The sequence below is a fragment of the Hyphomicrobiaceae bacterium genome, assembly GCA_041397645.1.
Taxonomy (GTDB): Bacteria; Pseudomonadota; Alphaproteobacteria; order Rhizobiales; family Hyphomicrobiaceae; genus Hyphomicrobium_B.
Genome location: JAWKWE010000004.1, coordinates 99,668 through 119,069, shown reverse-complemented (window position 1 = coordinate 119,069; position 19,402 = coordinate 99,668). Strand labels below are relative to the sequence as shown.

The 19,402-nt window shown below is 59.7% G+C and carries 19 protein-coding genes and 1 tRNA gene; 15 read left to right on the top strand and 5 right to left on the bottom strand.

Annotated features, from left to right (window positions below; genetic code table 11):
* Positions 1–4: 4 nt before the first annotated feature.
* Positions 5–2,425 carry a hypothetical protein gene (locus tag R3D51_00625; protein MEZ5897973.1) on the top strand — a complete coding sequence of 807 codons (2,421 nt, stop codon included), beginning with the start codon at positions 5–7 and terminating at the stop codon, positions 2,423–2,425.
* 39 nt (positions 2,426–2,464) lie between these two features.
* Here R3D51_00625 and trmFO read toward each other — a convergent pair whose 3' ends face one another.
* Together trmFO and R3D51_00615 are read right to left on the bottom strand one after the other, a co-directional pair.
* On the bottom strand, positions 2,465–3,916 hold the full coding sequence (gene trmFO, locus R3D51_00620) for a methylenetetrahydrofolate--tRNA-(uracil(54)-C(5))-methyltransferase (FADH(2)-oxidizing) TrmFO (GenBank protein MEZ5897972.1): 1,452 nt from the start codon (positions 3,914–3,916) through the stop codon (positions 2,465–2,467).
* A gap of 56 nt (positions 3,917–3,972) precedes the next feature.
* The gene (locus R3D51_00615; protein MEZ5897971.1) at positions 3,973–5,352 is read right to left on the bottom strand and encodes an Nramp family divalent metal transporter; all 1,380 of its coding nucleotides are present in this window, start codon (positions 5,350–5,352) and stop codon (positions 3,973–3,975) included.
* A gap of 261 nt (positions 5,353–5,613) precedes the next feature.
* Here R3D51_00615 and R3D51_00610 point away from each other — a divergent pair, with 261 nt between their 5' ends.
* A complete protein-coding gene (locus tag R3D51_00610; protein MEZ5897970.1) occupies positions 5,614–5,961 on the top strand; it encodes a RidA family protein in 348 nt (115 codons plus the stop codon).
* Between the two features lie 131 nt (positions 5,962–6,092).
* On the opposite strand, the gene R3D51_00605 is transcribed toward R3D51_00610, so the two are convergent.
* Complete coding sequence (locus tag R3D51_00605) at positions 6,093–6,233, bottom strand: hypothetical protein (protein ID MEZ5897969.1); 141 nt, start codon at positions 6,231–6,233, stop codon at positions 6,093–6,095.
* A gap of 16 nt (positions 6,234–6,249) precedes the next feature.
* Here R3D51_00605 and R3D51_00600 point away from each other — a divergent pair, with 16 nt between their 5' ends.
* Together R3D51_00600 and R3D51_00595 are read left to right on the top strand one after the other, a co-directional pair.
* The gene (locus R3D51_00600) at positions 6,250–6,633 is read left to right on the top strand and encodes a hypothetical protein (protein ID MEZ5897968.1); all 384 of its coding nucleotides are present in this window, start codon (positions 6,250–6,252) and stop codon (positions 6,631–6,633) included.
* Positions 6,634–6,857: 224 nt separating this feature from the next.
* The gene (locus R3D51_00595) at positions 6,858–7,220 is read left to right on the top strand and encodes a hypothetical protein (protein ID MEZ5897967.1); all 363 of its coding nucleotides are present in this window, start codon (positions 6,858–6,860) and stop codon (positions 7,218–7,220) included.
* A gap of 98 nt (positions 7,221–7,318) precedes the next feature.
* Here the strand turns inward: R3D51_00595 and R3D51_00590 are convergent, their stop codons facing one another.
* Entirely contained in the window at positions 7,319–8,146 is an 828-nt protein-coding gene (locus R3D51_00590; protein MEZ5897966.1) for a DUF937 domain-containing protein, read from the bottom strand.
* Between the two features lie 363 nt (positions 8,147–8,509).
* Between R3D51_00590 and R3D51_00585 the strand changes: the two genes are divergently transcribed.
* Positions 8,510–10,666: a sodium-translocating pyrophosphatase gene (locus R3D51_00585; protein MEZ5897965.1), complete on the top strand. Its 2,157-nt coding sequence runs from the start codon at positions 8,510–8,512 to the stop codon at positions 10,664–10,666.
* Positions 10,667–10,895: 229 nt separating this feature from the next.
* On the top strand, positions 10,896–12,119 hold the full coding sequence (locus R3D51_00580) for a pilus assembly protein TadG-related protein (GenBank protein ID MEZ5897964.1): 1,224 nt from the start codon (positions 10,896–10,898) through the stop codon (positions 12,117–12,119).
* A gap of 7 nt (positions 12,120–12,126) precedes the next feature.
* On the opposite strand, the gene bamE is transcribed toward R3D51_00580, so the two are convergent.
* Positions 12,127–12,606 (bottom strand): outer membrane protein assembly factor BamE, encoded by a 480-nt coding sequence (gene bamE / locus R3D51_00575; GenBank protein MEZ5897963.1) that lies wholly within the window; start codon positions 12,604–12,606, stop codon positions 12,127–12,129.
* A gap of 125 nt (positions 12,607–12,731) precedes the next feature.
* On the opposite strand from bamE, the gene R3D51_00570 reads away from it, so the two are divergent.
* From R3D51_00570 to R3D51_00530, 9 genes are all read left to right on the top strand, one after another.
* Positions 12,732–13,298, top strand: a complete 567-nt coding sequence (locus tag R3D51_00570; protein ID MEZ5897962.1) for a ubiquinol-cytochrome C chaperone family protein — start codon at positions 12,732–12,734, stop codon at positions 13,296–13,298.
* A 35-nt stretch (positions 13,299–13,333) separates the two neighbouring features.
* A complete protein-coding gene (locus R3D51_00565) occupies positions 13,334–13,870 on the top strand; it encodes a DUF177 domain-containing protein (GenBank protein ID MEZ5897961.1) in 537 nt (178 codons plus the stop codon).
* 157 nt (positions 13,871–14,027) lie between these two features.
* Positions 14,028–15,101, top strand: a complete 1,074-nt coding sequence (plsX, locus tag R3D51_00560) for a phosphate acyltransferase PlsX (GenBank protein ID MEZ5897960.1) — start codon at positions 14,028–14,030, stop codon at positions 15,099–15,101.
* Between the two features lie 44 nt (positions 15,102–15,145).
* On the top strand, positions 15,146–16,123 hold the full coding sequence (locus R3D51_00555; GenBank protein ID MEZ5897959.1) for a beta-ketoacyl-ACP synthase III: 978 nt from the start codon (positions 15,146–15,148) through the stop codon (positions 16,121–16,123).
* 263 nt (positions 16,124–16,386) lie between these two features.
* Positions 16,387–16,701, top strand: coding sequence for an integration host factor subunit alpha (locus R3D51_00550; GenBank protein ID MEZ5897958.1), 315 nt, complete (start codon positions 16,387–16,389; stop codon positions 16,699–16,701).
* Positions 16,702–16,900: 199 nt separating this feature from the next.
* Positions 16,901–17,449 carry a MerR family transcriptional regulator gene (locus tag R3D51_00545; protein ID MEZ5897957.1) on the top strand — a complete coding sequence of 183 codons (549 nt, stop codon included), beginning with the start codon at positions 16,901–16,903 and terminating at the stop codon, positions 17,447–17,449.
* The gene (locus R3D51_00540; protein MEZ5897956.1) at positions 17,446–18,387 is read left to right on the top strand and encodes a hypothetical protein; all 942 of its coding nucleotides are present in this window, start codon (positions 17,446–17,448) and stop codon (positions 18,385–18,387) included. The genes R3D51_00545 and R3D51_00540 overlap by 4 nt, the downstream gene beginning before the upstream one ends.
* A 36-nt stretch (positions 18,388–18,423) precedes the next feature.
* Positions 18,424–18,501, top strand: a tRNA-Pro gene (locus tag R3D51_00535).
* A 140-nt stretch (positions 18,502–18,641) separates the two neighbouring features.
* On the top strand, positions 18,642–19,379 hold the full coding sequence (locus tag R3D51_00530) for a BglII/BstYI family type II restriction endonuclease (GenBank protein MEZ5897955.1): 738 nt from the start codon (positions 18,642–18,644) through the stop codon (positions 19,377–19,379).
* Positions 19,380–19,402: the final 23 nt, after the last annotated feature.

Here is a 19,402-nt window from a genome sequence, read left to right as displayed (position 1 = left end):
CACGATGGACGGATCGGCGCGCCGGCGCGGCGCTATCGGAGATCTTGTTTGCGCAAGCTTGCGCGGCGCGGTTGCGGTGATCATCGCGATCGTCGTGCTTGCCGCGCTCGCGCAAACGCGTGCGGAGGCTGCGCCTTTGCTTAAATGGCGCGTTGAAAACCCGTTTCGATTGTTTGCAGACCCAGCTGACACCGAGGTTCATCGCGCGACTTATGAATCGCTCTCAGCTGAGGAACGGCGCACGCCAATCCTTTCTGCCGAGCGCGCATTGCAACGTCGCCATGAGGTGGACGGTTGGGCGTCCACCATGTTTCGCAAGACGTGCTGGGACTGGAAGGACAACCGTTACGGCTGCGCGGAAATTACCGACTACATGAATCCCGACAGCCATCGCGTGAGAACTGAGATCGAAGGACTCGAAGAGGCAACGAGCCTGTCATGCACCTGGTTGACGGCGCCGCTCGGTGGCGGCGACTTCCGCGGTAAGGCCGTAACGCAACCCTGCAGCGATCCCTTCTTTCTGAACGTGCCTTATCCCGATGGCGCGGAAGTGAAGGTTGAGATTGGCGGACGCGAGATCCTGCGCTCGCAAATCAAGGTCAGTGATCTTCTCATCGTCGGGCTTGGTGACAGCTTTGCGTCGGGTGAGGGCAACCCCGATGTGCCTGTGCGCTTCTCGCGTGATCGCACCGCCGACTACGGCAAGTCCGACACGTCGTCGGATTTGTCAGGCTATCCCGCGCGCATCGGCAACTGGCGCCAAATCGGCGACCGCGCCTTCATCGAACAGAATGCGCGCTGGGAGGATCAAGCCTGTCATCGTTCGCTCTATTCGCATCAGTTCCGCGCGGCATTGCAGCTTGCCGTGGAAGATCCTCACCGGGCTATAACTTACGTCGGTCTGGCTTGCTCAGGCGCGGAAGTCACCTTCGGATTGTTCCTGCGCTATAAGGGCAACGAATGGGTGCCGAACCCGCCAGTGCTGTCGCAAATCTCGGCGGCAGCGCAAGCCCAATGCGGCAATCACCGCAGCGATGCCGTCGATCTACCCGAAGCCTATCACATCAACGGGCGCATTTCTGAACTCAAGGGCGGACTTGTAATGCGCAAGTGCCCGATGGAATACGCGCGCAAGATCGATCTGGTTTACGTGTCCATTGGCGGCAACGACGTTGGATTTTCCCGACTGGTCGCCAACGCGATTCTCGCCGATCAGTCCTACCTCAAATGGCTGGGCGGCTGGATCGGCGAGGTCCATGGGCAGGCAGAGGCGCAAAGCCAGATCGTGCGCCTTGGCGTACGCTACAAATCGCTGAACCGCGCGCTGCACAACCTCCTCTATATTCCCTGGAATGAGAGCGACCGCATCATCTTGACTGGCTATCCCGGCATGGCTCTGACGGGAGACGGCAGCGAGACGTGCAAGGACGGACGCGCCGGTATGGAGATCCTGCCCGACTTTCGGCTAAGTGAGCAGAAGCTTCGCGAGGGCGCCTGGATCGGCGACAAGCTGCATCGCACGATGCGCGAGAGTGCCTATACTTACGGTTGGTCGTTCGTGGAGACGCATCGTCGGGCGTTCATAGATCGCGGCATCTGCTCAGGCATTCTGGGAGACGGAACGTCGATTGCCGACGAGCTTCGATTGCCGCGCAAGACCGATGGCAAGTGGTTTCCCTACAATCCCGCCGACTATCGCGCCTATACGACACGACGGCGTTGGTTCCGCACGCCCAACGATGCCTTCATGACCGGAAACTTCCACGTTGCGGCCTCGTTGCTGACCAAGGTGTTCAAGCTTGACGACTTCTCTTGGTTCCAGCTTCTGCTGGCCTCAACCTACTCGGGCGCATTTCACCCAACGGCGGAAGGCCAGGCGGCCATCGCCGATGCGGTGGCGGAGAAATCGCGGGTCGTACTTACCAAGCACGGTCAGGGTAGCGAACGTGAGCGTCAGGTCGAAGAGGATGTTCCGCCGCCGCCCGCTGAAGAGCCTTGGGTTCCTGAGCCCGATGTCAGCGGCTTGAACAAGCCGACGCCTGCCGCGCTGGGGCAAACCAACCCCAACCCTCCGGCACCCGAATACGATGACATGCCGGCACCTTCGTCGACGGCGCCTGCCGCACCGGCTCTGGAGCCTCCCGCTCCCCCGGCTCAGCCTCAAGGTGCGCGCGTCTCCTCTGAGCCACCGGCGGTAACGCCCGCGCCCGATCAGCAGCTTCCGGCAACCGGTACGGTACCTATGCAAGACGTTTCGCCCGAGCAAACGCTCGACACGCCGGGCCCAACCGATCCAGCTTTGGAGTTGCCCATTGAGCCGGAGCCCGGCGTTAGCGGTCCGGCAATTGGAGCACCTGATCCTGGTGTGCGCACCAATAAGCAACCTGAGGTGACAAGCGAACCGCTTCCCGAACCGGTCCAATAGCGGCAGTGATGAGAGGTGCGCGAGATAAGGTCGGCGCGGTCAGGCACTCGCCTTGAGATCTGCGCTTGCGAGCCAGCCCTCCAGGTCGGCAATCGCGCGCCGGGACATCACCTGTTTTTTGGCGCGTCCCCGTTCGGGCCCCTTCAGTTTCTTGCCCTCGCCATCGTGCGTCGGCGCGGCCGGTAGATCTGGTAGTAGTCCGTAGTTGATATTCATCGGCTGAAACGAGCGAGCACCGCGGTCGCCGTCATCGTGCGAAATCAAGTGCCCGCCCGTGATGTGATTGAGGAGCGCGCCAAGTGCTGTTGTGGCAGGAGGCGTCGCGAGCGGTCTTCCGAGGGCTTCGGCAGCGGCGAACCTGCCCGCGAGCAGACCAATGGCGGCACTTTCAACATAACCTTCAACACCCGTGATTTGCCCTGCGAACCGCAGGCGCCGCATTGCTTTGAGGCGAAGCTCGGTGTCCAGCAGCTTGGGCGAATTGATGTAGGTATTGCGGTGCAGACCGCCGAGCCGCGCAAACTCGGCCGTTTCAAGACCAGGGATCATTCGGAAAATGCGAACCTGCTCGCCATGCTTCAGCTTGGTCTGAAAGCCCACCATATTCCACAGTGTGCCGAGCGCATTGTCCTGGCGTAACTGGACGACCGCATAGGGCCAGCGGCCGGTGCGTGGATCGTCAAGCCCCACAGGCTTCATCGGACCGTAGCGCAATGTATCTCGTCCGCGCTCGGCCATGACTTCGACAGGCAGGCAGCCGTCGAAGTAGGGTGTGTTCGCCTCCCACTCCTTGAACGTGGTCTTGTCACCGGCAAGCAGCGCGTCGATGAAAGTTTCATACTGCTCCTTGTTCATGGGGCAGTTGATGTAGTCCGCGCCTGTACCGGCAGGCCCCGTCTTGCCGTAGCGTGATTGGAACCACGCAATCGACGTATCGATGGAGTCGCGGTGGATAACGGGTGCGATGGCATCGAAGAACGCCAATGATCCCTCATCCGTCAGCGCGCCGATGGCTTCGCTGAGAGCCGGCGAGGTGAGAGGTCCTGTCGCTATGATCACGTTGTGCCAGTCTTCGGGCGGCAGCCCGGCGATCTCGCCGCGTGCGATCGTGATCAGCGGGTGAGCGGCGAGACGCTGCGTCACTTCTTGCGAGAAGCCATCGCGGTCCACGGCCAGCGCGCCACCAGCGGGTAACTTATGGATATCGCCCGCAGCCAGGATGAGCGAGTTGGCGCGACGCATCTCCTCGTGCAGCAGGCCGACGGCATTGTTCTCCCAGTCGTCGGACCGGAACGAGTTGGAGCACACGAGCTCGGCGCAGCCGTCGGTCTTGTGAGCATCCGTCATGCGGTCGGGGCGCATCTCGTGCAGGACGACTGGGACGCCAGCGGCCGCGATCTGATAAGCCGCTTCCGAGCCTGCAAGGCCAGCTCCGATAACGTGAACGGGGGCCGACATGGCTGGTGGTTCTGTCTGCAAAGATGTTGTCATGGGTATTCGTGTCATGGGGCGGGTTCTAGCCCCTAATCACCGACAATCGCAATGTCCTAATGGACGGCAGCGATGCCCCCGCTTGCGACGTCGAAAATAAGCTTGGCGTTGAGCGCGATAATAATTGCGGCAATTATGCTTGCGCTGATTGTCAACCAAACAGGCGCCGTCAGCTCTCCCATCTTCGCGCGCTGCGCCGTGAAAAGTACGAGCGGGACGATAGCAAACGGAAGCTGCAAGCTCAGAACTACCTGGCTCAGAATAAGAAGATGGGTCGTTGCCGTCTCTCCGGAGAGGACAGCGACGGCCGCAGCGGGCACGATGGCGATAAGTCGGGTAATGAGGCGGCGCAGCCAGGGCTGCATCCTGATGTCGATGAAGCCTTCCATGACAGCCTGTCCGGCCAAGGTGGCGGTAACGGTTGAGTTTAGACCGCACAGCAGCAGGGCGAGCGCAAACAGCGTCGGCGCCAGCGCGGAGCCGAGAAGCGGCGCGAGGAGATTATAGGCGCGCGAAAGATCCGCAACGTCCGACAGGCCAGCCTTATGAAACGCTGCCGCTGCAAGAATAAGGATGGAAGCGTTGATGAGCAGAGCCAGCATCAAGGCGACGGTTGAATCGATGGTCGCAAACTTCAGCGCCTCGCGCTTTTCCGGTTCAGACTGTCCGAAGTCGCGCGTACCGACGATCGCGGAATGCAGATAGAGGTTATGCGGCATGACGGTTGCGCCGATAATACCGAGCGCGAGGTAGAGCATCTGCGGATTAGTGACAATTTCCGTTCTTGGGAGAAAGCCCGCGAAAACCTCATGCCAGTCCGGATTTGCTAGAGCGAGCTGCAACGCAAAGCAAATGGCGATGGCCGCCAGACCGGCAACGATGAAGGCCTCAAGGTAGCGAAACCCCAGGCGCTGCAGAAACAATATTAGGAATACGTCGAGCGCCGTTATGACGACGCCCATCGCCAGCGGAATGCCAAACAATAGCTTCAGACCGATGGCCGTTCCAATGACTTCCGCGATGTCGGTGGCAACGATGGCGGCTTCCGCCAGCAGCCAGAGTGGCCAGACTGTCCAGCGCGGAAGACCGTCTCGGCAAGCTTGCGCGAGGTCTCGTCCCGAGCCAATTGCAAGTCGCGCCGCCAGGGACTGGAGGATGATCGCCATGATATTGGAAAGCATGGCAACGGCGAGTAGTGTGTATCCGAATTGAGCGCCGCCAGCGATGGAGGTGGCCCAGTTGCCTGGATCCATGTAGCCTACGGCGACCATGTATCCTGGGCCGAGGTAGGCGAGGAGCCGTCGCCATGCCGGGCCTGAGCGCGCTACGGGAATCGTGCGGTAGACGTCGTTGAGCGCGGCTTCTCCGCGGGCGCGCAGCCAGCCTCCGCTGGCTATCGGGGCGCTCTTGGAAATCACGTCCGGGTGGGCTTCCAATTCGGGCTCCTAAGATCCGCGCCCCCGAGAGGCGGAGACTGGTAACTGCAGTTGCAAGTCATTTGCAACTATAGGGGCTCCCAGGCTTCCTGCAAAGGGTTAATGCAACGCGGCAAAATCTCCCCGGCCGAGGCGGTGCCACAGCGACGGGGATGCTTTGCGCGATTTGCCGCCGGTCTGTTGGCTTCACGCTTTGAGCAGACCTGGGCTAAGAGGGCGCCCTGCCATCCAACCATATGAAATTTTCCGGGAGCCCCACAGATGTCCATCAAGCGCCACGAGTCCTCGCCCGTCTATTCCAAGGTGACGGAGGCAAACGGCTTCGTGTTCACAGCAGGCGTCATTCCGACTGACTTGGGCAAGGACTGCGAAGGTCAGACCCAGGAAGTGCTCACCGAAATCGACCGTCTTCTGGCGCTGTGCGGTACCGACAAGTCCAAGGTCGTTCAGGCGACCGTCTGGCTGAATGACATTCGCCATCGTGATGCAATGAATAAGGCTTGGGGCGCTTGGCTTGGCGGGAAGGATGCGCCTGCGCGGGCTTGTATAGAAGCCAAGCTGATCGATCCTCGGATGCTGGTGGAGATCTCCGTCGTCGCCGCGAAGTAGCGGTTCGTCGTTAGCATCTCAAAGCATCGGCGTCTGGGCTTTACAAATCCAGACGATCTTCGCTCGGGCCCCTTGCCCGGATGGAGGTGTGCGCTCGGTATCGTCTGGCGCTGTAAGGTCGTTGAGCGCCGTCAAGGCGTTGCGGCTTGCATGCGTGTGCCATCTTTGCCGCGCCTGGCAAGATTTGTGATCTCGACTTGATTTCGAATATCGAGCTTGGGCCCAATTGCAGCCAGAATTGCCACCGTCTCGCCCAATACGATTCGCGACATTCCGAGGGAATTCCATATGTCTTTCCATACAACACGGCGCATTTCGCTCGCCTTTTGCGCCTTGGCTGCGGCGCTGTTTCTGCCAAGTGCAGTCGATACTGCAAATGCTGGCGCTGGCCGGAAACCTCCGGTTCTGACCGGTGCGGCTGCCATCCACGATCTCGCGCGTTACGGCAATCGCTATTGCTTCGCTGAACACGTTCACTTCGGTTCCAGCTCGGGACAGCCGACCCTTGCGAAGGCAAAGGCAGAGGCGGTCGAGTCCTGGTTCGAACTCGTTGATCTGGAATACGGTGGTCAATGGTCTAGCTATTCGGTGGCGGCCAAGAAGGACCTGAAGTGCTCACAGTCTGGCACGAGTTGGGGCTGCGAGGTTCACGCAATTCCTTGCAGTCGCTAGCTCACGGCTAGCTTACAAGAATATCGGCCGGACCTGACGTAAGTCGGAGTTCGGCCTTTTGTTTGTGTGGATCGTCAGCGTGACAAGTGTGTCATCCTGGCCGCAAGTTGGAGATTTTAGCGCTTGTCCGGCGCGAAGGCGTCTGGCGGCGTTGAATTGTCGTTCGCTTTTGCCAAAGTTAGCTCCGCATTCGGGGGAGTGCAGATTCTATGGGACACAACGCCATGACATTCACCAAAGTATTTTCAGGAATTTTGGCCGTTGTCGCGCTGTTCGCGGCCGGCCATGCAGAGGCTGCGCGCAAGAAGTCGTTGCAGGCCGAGACCGTTGGCGAGGCGATGCACGACGCCCGCTATGAGCGCGGATACGTCTGCTATTCGGACCACTTCCATTACGGCTCATCGAGCGGCAAGGCGACCAAACGCCAGGCCGAGCAGGCTGCTGTTTCTGCCTGGTCGTCGTTTGTCGATTTTGAATATGGCTCCGCCTGGGCCAGCTACCGCAAGGCCGGTAGCAAGAAGATGACTTGCTCGCAGGGTTCCGGCGGTTGGGGCTGTTCTGTCGAAGCGCGGCCCTGCCGTTCGTGAGACGCGACTCCCGCGAGATCTCTTAAAAGCAAAGGCCGGTCTCAAGACCGGCCTCTGTTGTTTCGATTGATTGCACTTTGTGCAAATGCGCCACTCGTCTACTTCCGGCGGAACAAAATGCGCGACAGAAGACCGAGGAACCATCGCGAGAAGATGATCTTCAAGATCCAAGCCAGCACGCCGGAGTTCTTGAATCCGAGGACGTTTGCCAGGATCTGTCGAATAATTTCGTCGAGAGAACCGCCTGTAGGCCCTGGAACCTGAATCTGCCGCCCGCCCTTCCGAATGATGTCGGGAATCTGCGGGAAGCGGCTGGGCCCTTCGATCCCTGGAATATCGTCCCCGGGTAATGGCAGCGGGCTGCGACCTGCCGTGCCGCCGCTGCGTCCGCCTCCGGCCGTTTGCGGCAAATTAGGATGGTTCTGAGGAATCGACCCACGCGGTTCGCCCGGCAGCGGCAGCGGGCTGCCAGGAATTGCAGGCATCGCGTGCATCGCCTTTTCAATCTGCGGCATGGTTTTGTTTTGAAGAGCCCCAATCACCATGCTGGCCACCGCGGGCAGCATCTTCTTCAGGGTTTCTTCGCTCAGTCCGCTTTCACGAGCGGCCTTTGCCGCAAGGCCACGACTGATGTGCTTGGAGCCAAGCAGGACGTCGAGGATTCCGTTGCCAACCTCTTCAACATGCTCGGAAGCAAGCGCCTGAGGCTCATTCAGAGCCACGCCCGCCTCTGGGCGGGCAAGCAAGTCGAATACGTCAGCGATACCACCGCGAGACAGCGTGTTGCGCTCAATGCGGTCTGCCAGCGATTGGGCCAGCATATCCACAGCGGGCTCGGCCCTGGTTGGGTCGACACCGAAGGCGGTGGAAAGGTTTCGGACGGGTGACGCACCAGGAGTGCTATCGATGAGCTTGTTGATGTTCAAGTTGGGGCGCTCCGCGCTCGATGAGGAAGGATTAGCGCGGGTTATATGCGCTGCGTCGGCTTGACGCTAGTTGGGTAGGGACCCAAACCGGTCAACCGACGTAGAAAAGGGCGCTGGGCTGCATTGAGGTCGTCCTGCCGCATCCGTTTGGCGGAAGAGGGCCGATTAACTGTGTCCGCGAGGGCTTCAGAGCCGCTTCTCAACTAAAAGACAGTTGTGCCCGTGTTGCAACGCCGCGGCAGTTTTGGCATGGTCCGCCGCGACTCTCGCCTGAAGAACAAATGGGGGGCGGGGCCGGGCGTCCGGGGAAGTCACGCCGTCCGAGAATACATCTAAAAATCTAGGGCCAAAAGGGACCTCAAAATGAGCAACATACTGTTGGGGATTATCGCCTGTGGCGCACTCTCCATCGTCTATGCCTTCATCACATCGAACGCGGTGATGGGCTCGGACGCTGGCAATGCCCGCATGCAGGAAATTGCCGGCGCCATCCGTGAAGGCGCGCAGGCTTATCTCAATCGCCAGTATCGCACGATCGCGATCGTTGGCGCTGTCATCTTCATTCTCGCTTGGGCGCTGCTTGGACCGCTACAGGCTGTTGGCTTCGCCATCGGTGCGGTGCTCTCGGGCCTCGCTGGCTACATCGGCATGAACGTTTCGGTACGCGCCAACGTTCGCACAGCTCAGGCCGCGACCCAATCGCTCGGCCGCGGTCTCGATATCGCATTCAAGGCCGGTGCCATCACCGGCATGCTGGTTGCCGGTCTCGCGCTGCTGGGTGTGTCCGTCTACTACTATGTCCTCACCAACATGATGGGCAAGGAGCCGGGCGGCCGCGAAGTTATCGACGCTCTGGTGGCGCTTGGCTTCGGCGCGTCGCTGATCTCGATTTTCGCGCGTCTTGGCGGTGGCATCTTCACGAAGGGTGCGGATGTCGGCGGCGATCTCGTCGGCAAAGTCGAAGCTGGCATTCCCGAGGACGACCCACGCAACCCTGCGACCATCGCTGATAACGTCGGTGACAACGTTGGCGATTGCGCCGGCATGGCGGCCGACTTGTTTGAAACGTACGCCGTGACTGTCGTTGCGACCATGGTTTTGGCAGCGATCCTGTTTGCCGGTCAGCCGAATCTCCAGGCGTTGATTGTCTACCCGCTGGCCATTTGCGCGGCGTGCATCGTCACCTCGATCATCGGCACTTACTTTGTCAAACTTGGCGCCAACGGTTCGATCATGGGCGCCCTTTACAAGGGCGTGCTCGCTTCGGGCGCGCTGTCGATCTTTGGACTTTGGGGCGCGACCCAGTACGTGCTCGGTGGCTATGGTCCGGTCGGTACGGCTAACGGTGTCGAGATTACCGGCCTCAACCTGCTTTGGTGCGGTCTGGTTGGTCTTGCGCTGACGGGCCTGATCGTCTGGATCACCGAATACTACACCGGTATCGGCTATCGTCCGGTGCGCTCGATCAGCCAAGCCTCGGTCACCGGTCATGGCACCAACGTCATTCAGGGTCTGGCTGTTTCGCTTGAAGCCTGCGCTCTGCCGACGCTCGCCATCGTCGCCAGCATTATCCTGACCTATAACCTCGGGGGTCTGTTCGGCACCGCGATCGCAACGACCACCATGCTCGGCCTTGCCGGTATGATCGTTGCGCTCGACGCCTTCGGCCCGGTTACGGACAACGCAGGCGGCATCGCCGAAATGGCAGGCCTGCCTAAAGAGGTTCGCCGTTCGACCGACGCCCTCGATGCCGTGGGCAACACGACCAAGGCTGTCACCAAGGGGTACGCAATCGGTTCCGCCGGCCTTGGCGCTCTCGTGCTGTTTGCAGCCTACAACTACGATCTGCATCACTTCATCACGGAAGCCAACAAGGAAGGCGCGACCGGCTATCAGTTCTTCAAGGGCGTCAACGTCAACTTCGGTCTTGAGAACCCATACGTCGTGGTCGGGTTGCTTCTTGGCGGTCTCATCCCCTTCCTTTTTGGGGGAATGGCCATGACAGCGGTCGGTCGTGCAGGCAGTGCCATCGTTGAGGAAGTGCGCCGTCAGTTTAAGGCGAAGCCCGGCATTATGAAGGGCACCGAGAAACCTGATTATGCCGCGGCCGTTGACCTTCTCACCAAGGCTGCGATCAAGGAGATGGTGATCCCCTCGCTTCTGCCCGTTCTCTCTCCGATTGTCCTCTTCGTCGTAATCAGCGCGATTGCTGGTAAAGGCGAAGCGTTCTCTGCTGTCGGTGCGATGCTACTCGGTGTGATCGTCACTGGTATTTTCGTCGCGATTTCGATGACTTCCGGCGGCGGCGCGTGGGATAATGCAAAGAAGAGCTTCGAAGACGGCTTCGTCGACAAAGATGGCGTGAAGCACGTCAAGGGGTCGGAAGCTCACAAGGCATCGGTGACAGGCGATACCGTCGGCGATCCCTACAAGGATACCGCTGGTCCGGCGGTGAACCCGGCAATTAAGATCACCAACATTGTTGCGTTGCTGCTGCTGGCTGTTCTGGCCCACGGCTAACACGCAACGATCAGACACGATCTTGCGAAGGGTCCCGGAGGCAACTCCGGGACCCTTCTTCTCTTAACAAGCTCTTTATTGTGAATTCGGGGAAACTGTTTCAGCTGCCGTGTCGGCTCTCGGGCGCGAGATACTTCAAATTGTACGGGAATTTTTCGAAGGTTTTTTCTATCGGCGCGATACGGTGGGCGCACCTCAAGTAAAAGCGTCAGTAGCCAAGGTCCCGTTCATGCATTCCCGCGTTAAGAGAACATTGCAGCGGGTGCATCAGGCTCGGAGCAATACGAGTGGTTCGATTGTGCCCCTGTTTGCGCTCTTGCTAAGCGTGCTCGTTGGCGTTTCGGGCCTCGCGATGGATTTCATCCGCCAAGAGCGCGTGCGCTCCCGCGTGTCCCAAGCCGCAGACGCCGCCAACTTGGCAGCTGCGCGCGCGTCAGCAAGCGCGGGGGAGGTTGACCCTAGCGCCGATAGTGCGCAAGTGATCGCACAGGCTCAGGAGATCGCGAAAAACTACTTCTTCGCCAACCTTGCCGATCTCACCTCGGTCAAGATCGCCAAACTGAATGTAACGCTGACGCAGGATTCGGGTCTTTGGAAGTCCCATATCGACTATACGGCGACGAGCAACACCACGCTGTCGGCAACGCTCGGCTTTAACAAAATTACCATCAGTGGCAGTTCGGAAGCTAGCGTAACCCCCGGATTTCCGGTTCTTGACATCGCTATGTGCGTGGACTCGACAGGCTCCATGCAGACCTCGCTGAACGCCGTCAAGAACAACGCGATGAACTTCTACGACAATCTGAATTCCGCGCTTGCTGCGAAGGGAATTCAGCAGTTCCCGCTAGTTCGCGTCCGCATGCTCTACTTCAAGGACTTTGGCGACACTGCGCCCGGCATTTGGGATTCCGATCCCCTGGTGACGTCGAATTTCTTCATGCTTCCCGACGAAGCGTCCACATTCAACAGCTTCGTTTCTCCGCAGGTTGCCAGTGGTGGTGCGGACTGGGCCGAAAGCGGTCTTGAATGCCTCAACGCTGCAATGAGCTCGACATGGATGAAGGTCGGCGACCAGCCCGCGGGTTTCAACACCAAGGTAACAGACGTCTACCCGTTGATCGTCGTGTGGACGGATGCATCAACTCATCCCTTGCCGTTCACGAACTCGCTGGCCAATCCCGCCTATCCGTCAGCAAGCGTCATGCCGCGGACCTATGGTGCGTTCCGCAATAAATGGGATTCGGCGGCAACCATTGATCAAACGCACAAGCAGATTTTGTTCTTCGGCGATCCCAGCCAGGACTGGGGAGATGGCCAGACAGGTTGGCTTGAGGTGAAGACTTGGCAGTCGTTCACGCACGGTGGCACTGTTGAGGAAGCCAATACGTCAATGATCGAATTCATCGCGTCGGGCATCGCAAAGAATGTGCGCGGGCTGCGTCTGACCAACTAGCTGGTTATCAAGTTCCGTCGCCGAAGATGTTGGTCTTCTTGCCGAGGTTGCGGAATAGCGACTTCAGTATCCCCTCGTCTTTCGATCCAGGCGCTGGCGTCTGGGCTGAGATGAAGTCGAACACCTTGCCATCCTTCAACCCGTAGTTGGCGACCTGCTGGACTGTGCCACCTTCGTTGAAATAGACCGCAACAACCTTTCGGTCCTTCTCGTCGGGCAGCATGAAGGATGTCTGCGACATCGTGCTCGAAATATAATAATAGGCGCTGCCGCCACCGAGCATAGTGGTGGTTGCTGGCGTGCCTAAAGTGGAGCGCACCTGGTCCTGGCTCATGCCAGGCTGAATCGCCTGCAGATCGGTGTCGCGGAATTGATATCCATGCTTGATGATCTGCTCGCCGCAGCCCGCGACAGCGAGGACGATCGCCAAAGCAGCCAGTGTTCCGGCGGGGCGTAGTCGGGGCTTTCGTCGCAGATCGGGCTTCATGGGGTGAGAATCATTTCTTTCCATGGACACAAGGCGATTAGACTGTAGAAGGCGGCAACGCAATGTTGGCGACGCTGCAAGGGCAGGCGATCCCCAGCTTGCACCGGGGATAGATCCGGCTCAGAATGAGGATATCGAACGAGATGTTTGCTTGGCTTACGTCCCGTCCCGGCCGTGCTAAAGCAGAAGAGCTTTATGGCGCAGTCGTGACGCTCGCCAGAACTCCCGGATATTATTCGGACTTTTGTGTCCCCGACACCACCCGCGGGCGGTTCGAAATGATCGCATTGGTGCTTTATCTGGTCCTGGAGCGCGTAAAGCGCACCAAAGGCGGCATGGACCTTTCTCAGGCCACGATAGAGACGTTCATCACCGATATGGACGACTGCATGCGCGAGATGGGTGTGGGCGATTTGACTGTGCCCAAGAAGGTCAAGCGGGCGGCTGCGGCGTTCTACGAGCGGGCAAAGGATTATCGGGAGGGGCTGGCGGGCGAGGGGAGTTCCGCCCTCGCAACCGCCCTTGCCCATCACATATGGGATGGAAAGCCCACCGACCAAATGTCCGCGCAAGCATTGGCGGGGGCTGTGCGACGGCAGGCGGACGCGCTCGAAAGCGCCGACGACACCGCACTCGCTGCTCCTTCAGAGCTTGTCGCCGTACTGCAAAATGCGCTGTGCGCTCAGGGCTAAGGGCGGCGTTTCTGCGACTGACACGAGGTGACGATATGACGAAAGTGGCTACAAGTGTGCCGCCCCTGGCATCCTGGTCCCACGCGACCGTCGATGTACCGGAGCAAGGTCTTGAATTGGTCCGTAAAGCCGGTGATGCGGAGCGTGCAGAAATTGCCAGCGCTCTGAAACTTTCTTCGCTCGACGCTCTGGAGGCGCGCTACCGGATCATAAGTGTGGCAGGTGGCGGATGGCGACTGAAGGGGCAGGTCGGGGCGGATGTCGTGCAGTCTTGCGTCGTCACGCTCGAACCTGTCGCTTCGACAATCGATGAACCCTTCGAGGTGGAGTTTTGGCGAGAAACCTCCGAGCCTGAGGGCGGCGAAGACAAAAGCGTCTTGGAAGGTCCGGATGTGGAGACCCTTGTTGGAGACGATATCCCCGTCGGACGTATTGTCTTTGAGACGCTTTCGAGCGCGATCGATCCATATCCCCGCAAGGAAGGTGCCGCTTTCGATTGGAAGGACAAGACCGGTAACGCTGAAAAAGCCAACCCATTCTCGGTACTTGCACAACTAAAGGACAAGGAGTGAATGACCGCTGCGGCAAGCGTGCAGAACCGTGAATTGCTGGTTGTCTCGCACCGCAAAGACGTTATGGTCCAGCCGATTTCGCGATTTATATGCGGCGAAGGCCAATGCCGCCGTTTGACGGCGCATTGCGGACGGGTGGGAACGTAAGGCAAAAACAATGGCGAGCTCGAAGACAATTGCGCTCGACGCCATGGGAGGTGACCACGGTCCAGAAGTGGTCGTCCCCGGTGCTGCTCTGTCGCTTGAGCGGCACCCCGCCTTAAGCTTCATCTTCTTCGGTGACGAAGCGCGCATCAACGCGGTGCTCGATCAGCATACCTCGCTTAAGGCCAAGTCTCGGGTCGTTCACACCACCAACGTGGTCGCCATGCATGATAAGCCCAGTCAGGCGCTTCGCCGTGGCAAGGGGTCGAGCATGTGGCTGACCTTGGAGGCGGTGAAAATCGGTGACGCTCATGCCGCTGTTTCGGCTGGCAACACTGGCGCGCTGATGGCGATGGCAAAGCTCATTCTGCGCCCCATCGCGGGTATCGAGCGTCCGGCGCTGGCAGCTCTTTGGCCCACGATCCGCTCTGAGTGCATTGTGCTTGACGTTGGCGCCAATGTCGGTGCGACCGCTCGCAAGCTGTCGGAGCTTGCACTGATGGGCGCAGCGATGGCGAGGGCGATCTTTCACATCGAACGCCCGACAGTCGGTTTGCTCAACGTCGGCGTGGAGGACGTCAAAGGCGTCGAAGAGGTGCGCGAGGCGCACGCTTGGTTGCGTGGGGCGGCCGACCTCCCCTTTGACTACAAGGGCTTTGTGGAAGGCGATCAGATCGGCCACGGCGCCGCCGACGTCATCGTTGTGGAAGGCTTCGCCGGAAACATCGCACTGAAGACAGCCGAAGGTACGGCGCGCCAGATCGGCGTCTATCTCAAGGGTGCGATGACGAGTTCTCTTTTGACCAAGATCGGGGCGCTATTGGCGCGCGGTGGGTTCAGGGCTTTGAAAGCCAAGATGGATCCTCGGCGGGTCAACGGCGGCACGTTTCTGGGCCTGAAAGGCATAGCGGTAAAGAGCCACGGCGGCACCGATGCCTTCGGATTTGCCAGCGCCGTCGATCTCGCCTACGAGATGGCTGACTCCGGCCTTATCTCCCGACTGACGGACGATCTGGACGCGTTTCACCATAAGATCGAGCAGGCGGTGGACAGTGCTCCGCCGGCATCTGCCGAACGTACCGGCTAGGTGCGGGCCAGAAAAAGGCCAGGAAAGCGAGAAGGAAAGTATTCGTGGCAGTCATTCGATCGGTCATTCGCGGTATCGGCGCGCATCTGCCGAAGCGCGTGGTGACAAATGACGAGATGGCCAAGATCGTCGATACGTCCAACGAATGGATCGTGGAGCGCACGGGCATTCGACAGCGCTACGTTGCCGGCGAAAATGAGCATACGTCCGATCTCGGCGCCGCGGCAGCCAAGCAGGCGCTGGTACGCGCGGGTATCGACCCGGTCGACATCGATCTGGTGATCTGCGCCACCGCGACGCCGGATCGCACGTTTCCTGCCACTGCCGTGCGCATCCAACAGATGCTCGGTATAACGCGCGGCGCCGCCTTTGACGTTCAAGCCGTCTGTTCAGGCTTTGTCTTTGCGATGACGGTGGCAGATAATTTCCTGCGGACCGGCCAATTCAAACGCGCCATCGTGATCGGGGCTGAGACGTTCTCGCGCATTCTCGATTGGCAGGATCGCACGACGTGCGTGCTGTTCGGAGATGGCGCGGGTGCGATTGTGCTTGAGGCGCAGCCACAAAACGGCGGGCGTGACGACCGCGGTATTCTAGCGACGCGCATCCGCTCTGATGGACGCTTCGAGGATCTGCTCTATGTTGACGGCGGCCCTGGTTCCACCAAGACGACCGGACATCTGCGCATGAACGGCCGAGAAGTTTTCCGCCATGCCGTTCAGAAAATCTCCGGCGTTATCGAAGAAACTCTTGTCATGACAGGATTCACCGCGAGTGAGATTGACCTGTTCGTGCCTCACCAAGCCAATCAACGCATCCTTGATGGCATTGCAAAGAAACTCGGCGTTGATCCGGGCAAGATCGTTATGACCCTCGACAAGCACGGCAACACGTCGGCAGCCTCAATTCCCCTGGCGCTCAATGAAGCCTTCGAGCAGCACCGTCTCAAAGAAGGTAGCCTTGTTCTGATGGAAGCGATGGGTGGCGGCTTCACCTGGGGTGCAGTTCTCGCCCGCTGGTAGGTCCGACGGCCTCGTCTAGCGGGCCCTTATCCCCATTTGCGGTGACGGAACAGCTGCCGTTTTCCGCGGCTCGTGCGCGTGCGTCCGCGCGTGCTTTTTGTCTTAACAAGCTCGGTAAACGCCTCCAAAAGCCTCGCGTCGCAGGAGCGGGTGCGCTGCAACAACGAAAAAAGCAGAAATTTCAGTTGCTTCCCGCGTTGACCGCGACGAAATCACCCGGTAGCATCGCGCAAAAATTCATAGTCCGGTCAAGGGAGAGGACAATGGGAGGCAAAACGTTGACCCGCGCCGATCTGGCGGAGGCGGTGGTCGAAAAAGTCGGGCTGCCGCGCAATGAAAGCCAGGATCTGGTCGAGCGTGTGCTCGAAGAGATTTCGGGCAGCCTCGCGGGTGGCGAGGCTGTGAAGCTCTCTTCGTTTGGTTCTTTCGGAATCCGGCAAAAGGGCGAGCGCGTCGGACGCAATCCGAAGACGGGCAAGGAAGTGCCGATTACGCCGCGCCGTGTTCTGGTGTTTCGTCCTTCCAACATTATGAAGGATCGCATCAACAAGGGGCACTCAAAGCGTGCCGCAGAGTGACGCGACGAACTCGCCAAGAAATTTTTTTGCTTTTGTCGTTTTGACATTCATTGAGGTATGATCGCGCATCACGCGCTGTGTCATCTTCTTAGCATTTGGGTTTTCCGACATCAGCGCGCGTGCCTCATAGAAGGTGCGTAAGCTTAGCGCGGTCTTGCGCTTTCGCCCAAGCACATGAGGCTGAGGGCGAGGTTAGACTATGAACAAATCCGCAGATGCATTCCGCACCATCGGCGAGGTCGCGGATGAACTGGATGTTCCAAAGCACGTGCTGCGATTCTGGGAAGGAAAGTTTCCGCAGATCAAGCCCATGAAACGTGGTGGCGGTCGGCGCTATTACCGGCCGGAAGACATGGCGTTGCTGCGCGGCATTCGTCACCTTCTGCACGCCGAAGGCTATACGATCAAAGGCGTTCAGAAGATCCTGCGTGAGCAGGGTGTCGATCAAGTCAAGGTTGCTGCCACCCGCGCCGCTCCTTCGACCGGTCGTCGCGCGGGGGCTGCAAAGGCTAGCGTCCGAGGACTGAAGGACGGGAAGGCAACCACGCCGCAAACGCCTGCCCAATCGCCCCCTGCCGCCTCCGCGCAGGCTGTGGGTGAAGCAATACCTGGCACGCAGAAAAATCGTGCCGATGTTATTCGTTCCGTGATCCGGGAGCTGGAGCAGTGCCGCGCTCTTCTCATCGGCAATGTCATCGCAGAAGCGAGCGCAGTCGCAAAGCGTTCGCGAGCCGGTGGGCGTACGTGAGCGCCCGCCCGGCGTCCTATCTTTCGTCTCTGCCTGACACTGCCTTGGAGCTTTGGTTCGTCGACCTCGATGCCATGGCGGGGGCGCTCGCTGACGCTGAGGTGGAATGCCCTCGGCTGTCTGCGCAAGAGGAACAGCGGGCCGCCGGCATCTCAGATGCGCAAGCGCGGCAGCGATGGCGAACCGCTCATATCGCGTTGCGCGTTTTGCTGGAGCGGTGGGGCGGCGCGGTCTTTCGTGCGCAACCCTTTCAGACTGCAGTAGGTGGTCGCCCATTGTTGCCTGCACCGGCACCGCATTTCAGTCTCTCCCACTCCGGTCCGTTTGCGCTTATCGCGCTTACCAGGTTTGCGCCGCTTGGCGTCGATCTCGAAAGTGTCACGCCACGCAAGATGGCGGCCGCACGCCGTTCGCGCATCGTCAGTTTTGCGGAAGCAGTGGCAGGCGGCGTCGACCTTGGCCATGCGAACGGCGACGAGGCGCAGGTGCCGCTACCTGCAAGCGCCGATGGGGAAGATCGCGCTTTCATCCAAGCGTGGTGCCGCGTCGAGGCGTTTGCCAAGGCCGACGGGCGGGGCTTGCTCGCGGTGCTGAAGGAGGCCGGGATTATGGGACCGGCGGGCGAGGCTGCGGACTTGGCCGACTTGCCGGGCGAGGTGCAGGCTACGGCGCCTGCGGCGACTTATGGCTTTGGAGCGGGCTTCGACGGCTTGGATGGATCTCATGGGGCAGGCAGGTCACTTTCGAGCTACCGCACCTGGGATATCCCGCTGGAGGCGACGGTAGCTGGCTATGTCGCGGCGGTGGCGCTGGCTCGGGCGGCTCGGATCTCGCCAGAAGCCCTGGTGCCGCTGGTTTTAGAGGACGTCGAGGCCGCAAGCACCCCCTTGATGCGTCAAGCTGACTTTGTTTTAAGCCCACCCGAGGATGGCGGTTGACCTTGGGCCCCCGTGCGGGCAAAAGGGGGCCGGAATCGGAGCGTAGCGCAGCCTGGTTAGCGCACCAGTCTGGGGGACTGGGGGTCGGAGGTTCAAATCCTCTCGCTCCGACCAAAATTCCCAAATAGATACAGCGTATTACATTTCTTGCCCTTTAACCCCCTTGCGGGGCGAACACTGTTTCGAACACTATTCGAGCATCGGGTAGAGAAGTCGGCGACTCTTCTGTAGTCTCCCCCATTGCGGGGGTGGCTATGCTCGAGGATCTCAGACAAGCAGGATACGATGTGTTGGCGCTGCATCACGCGGCAGCCATTTTGCAACACGACATGCCCCAGGCCATTGCCGATCTGGAAGCGGTACTCCTTGGGCTCGAAATCCCTGTCGAGGAGTTAGTGAGCGGTGGCGGCGGCGAGGCGCCCTCAACGCAGAGGAAGCGTCGTCGGTTGGCGGAACTGGGTTGGGCTAAGCGCAACGTGACGGTCCGGAAGCTGGTCGGTTTCGACGAAGAAGAGACAGAGACGCAATCGCTCTCGCACGAGATTGATCACGTGAAGAAGTTCGGTGACCATGTTTTTGCGCTGGAGATCGAGTGGAACAACAAGGACCCGTTCTTCGATCGCGACCTAGAGAGCTTCAAGCGGTTGCACGCGGAAGGGGCCATCTCGGTCGGAGGGATCATTACGCGCGGGCTCTCGCTGCAACAGAATCTGAAGCGCATGCTTCTCGATTTTGCCAATCGGGAAGAAGTGGACAGCATTGAAGACCTGGACGCGTACAATTATTCGCCCACGCGCCGACAGCGACAGCTTATCGAAGATCGCGCGGCCCGCGTCGGCTTCCGGCAGGGCTGGGTAGACGTATTCGTATCCGACAAGTTTGGCGAGGCAACCACGCACTGGCGGAAGCTCGAAGACCGCGTCAGCCGGGGTGTGGGCAACCCGTGTCCCTTGCTCCTTATCGGTATACCTGACTCGGTGGTGAAGGTATAAAACGGGAACGACTCACGGGGACT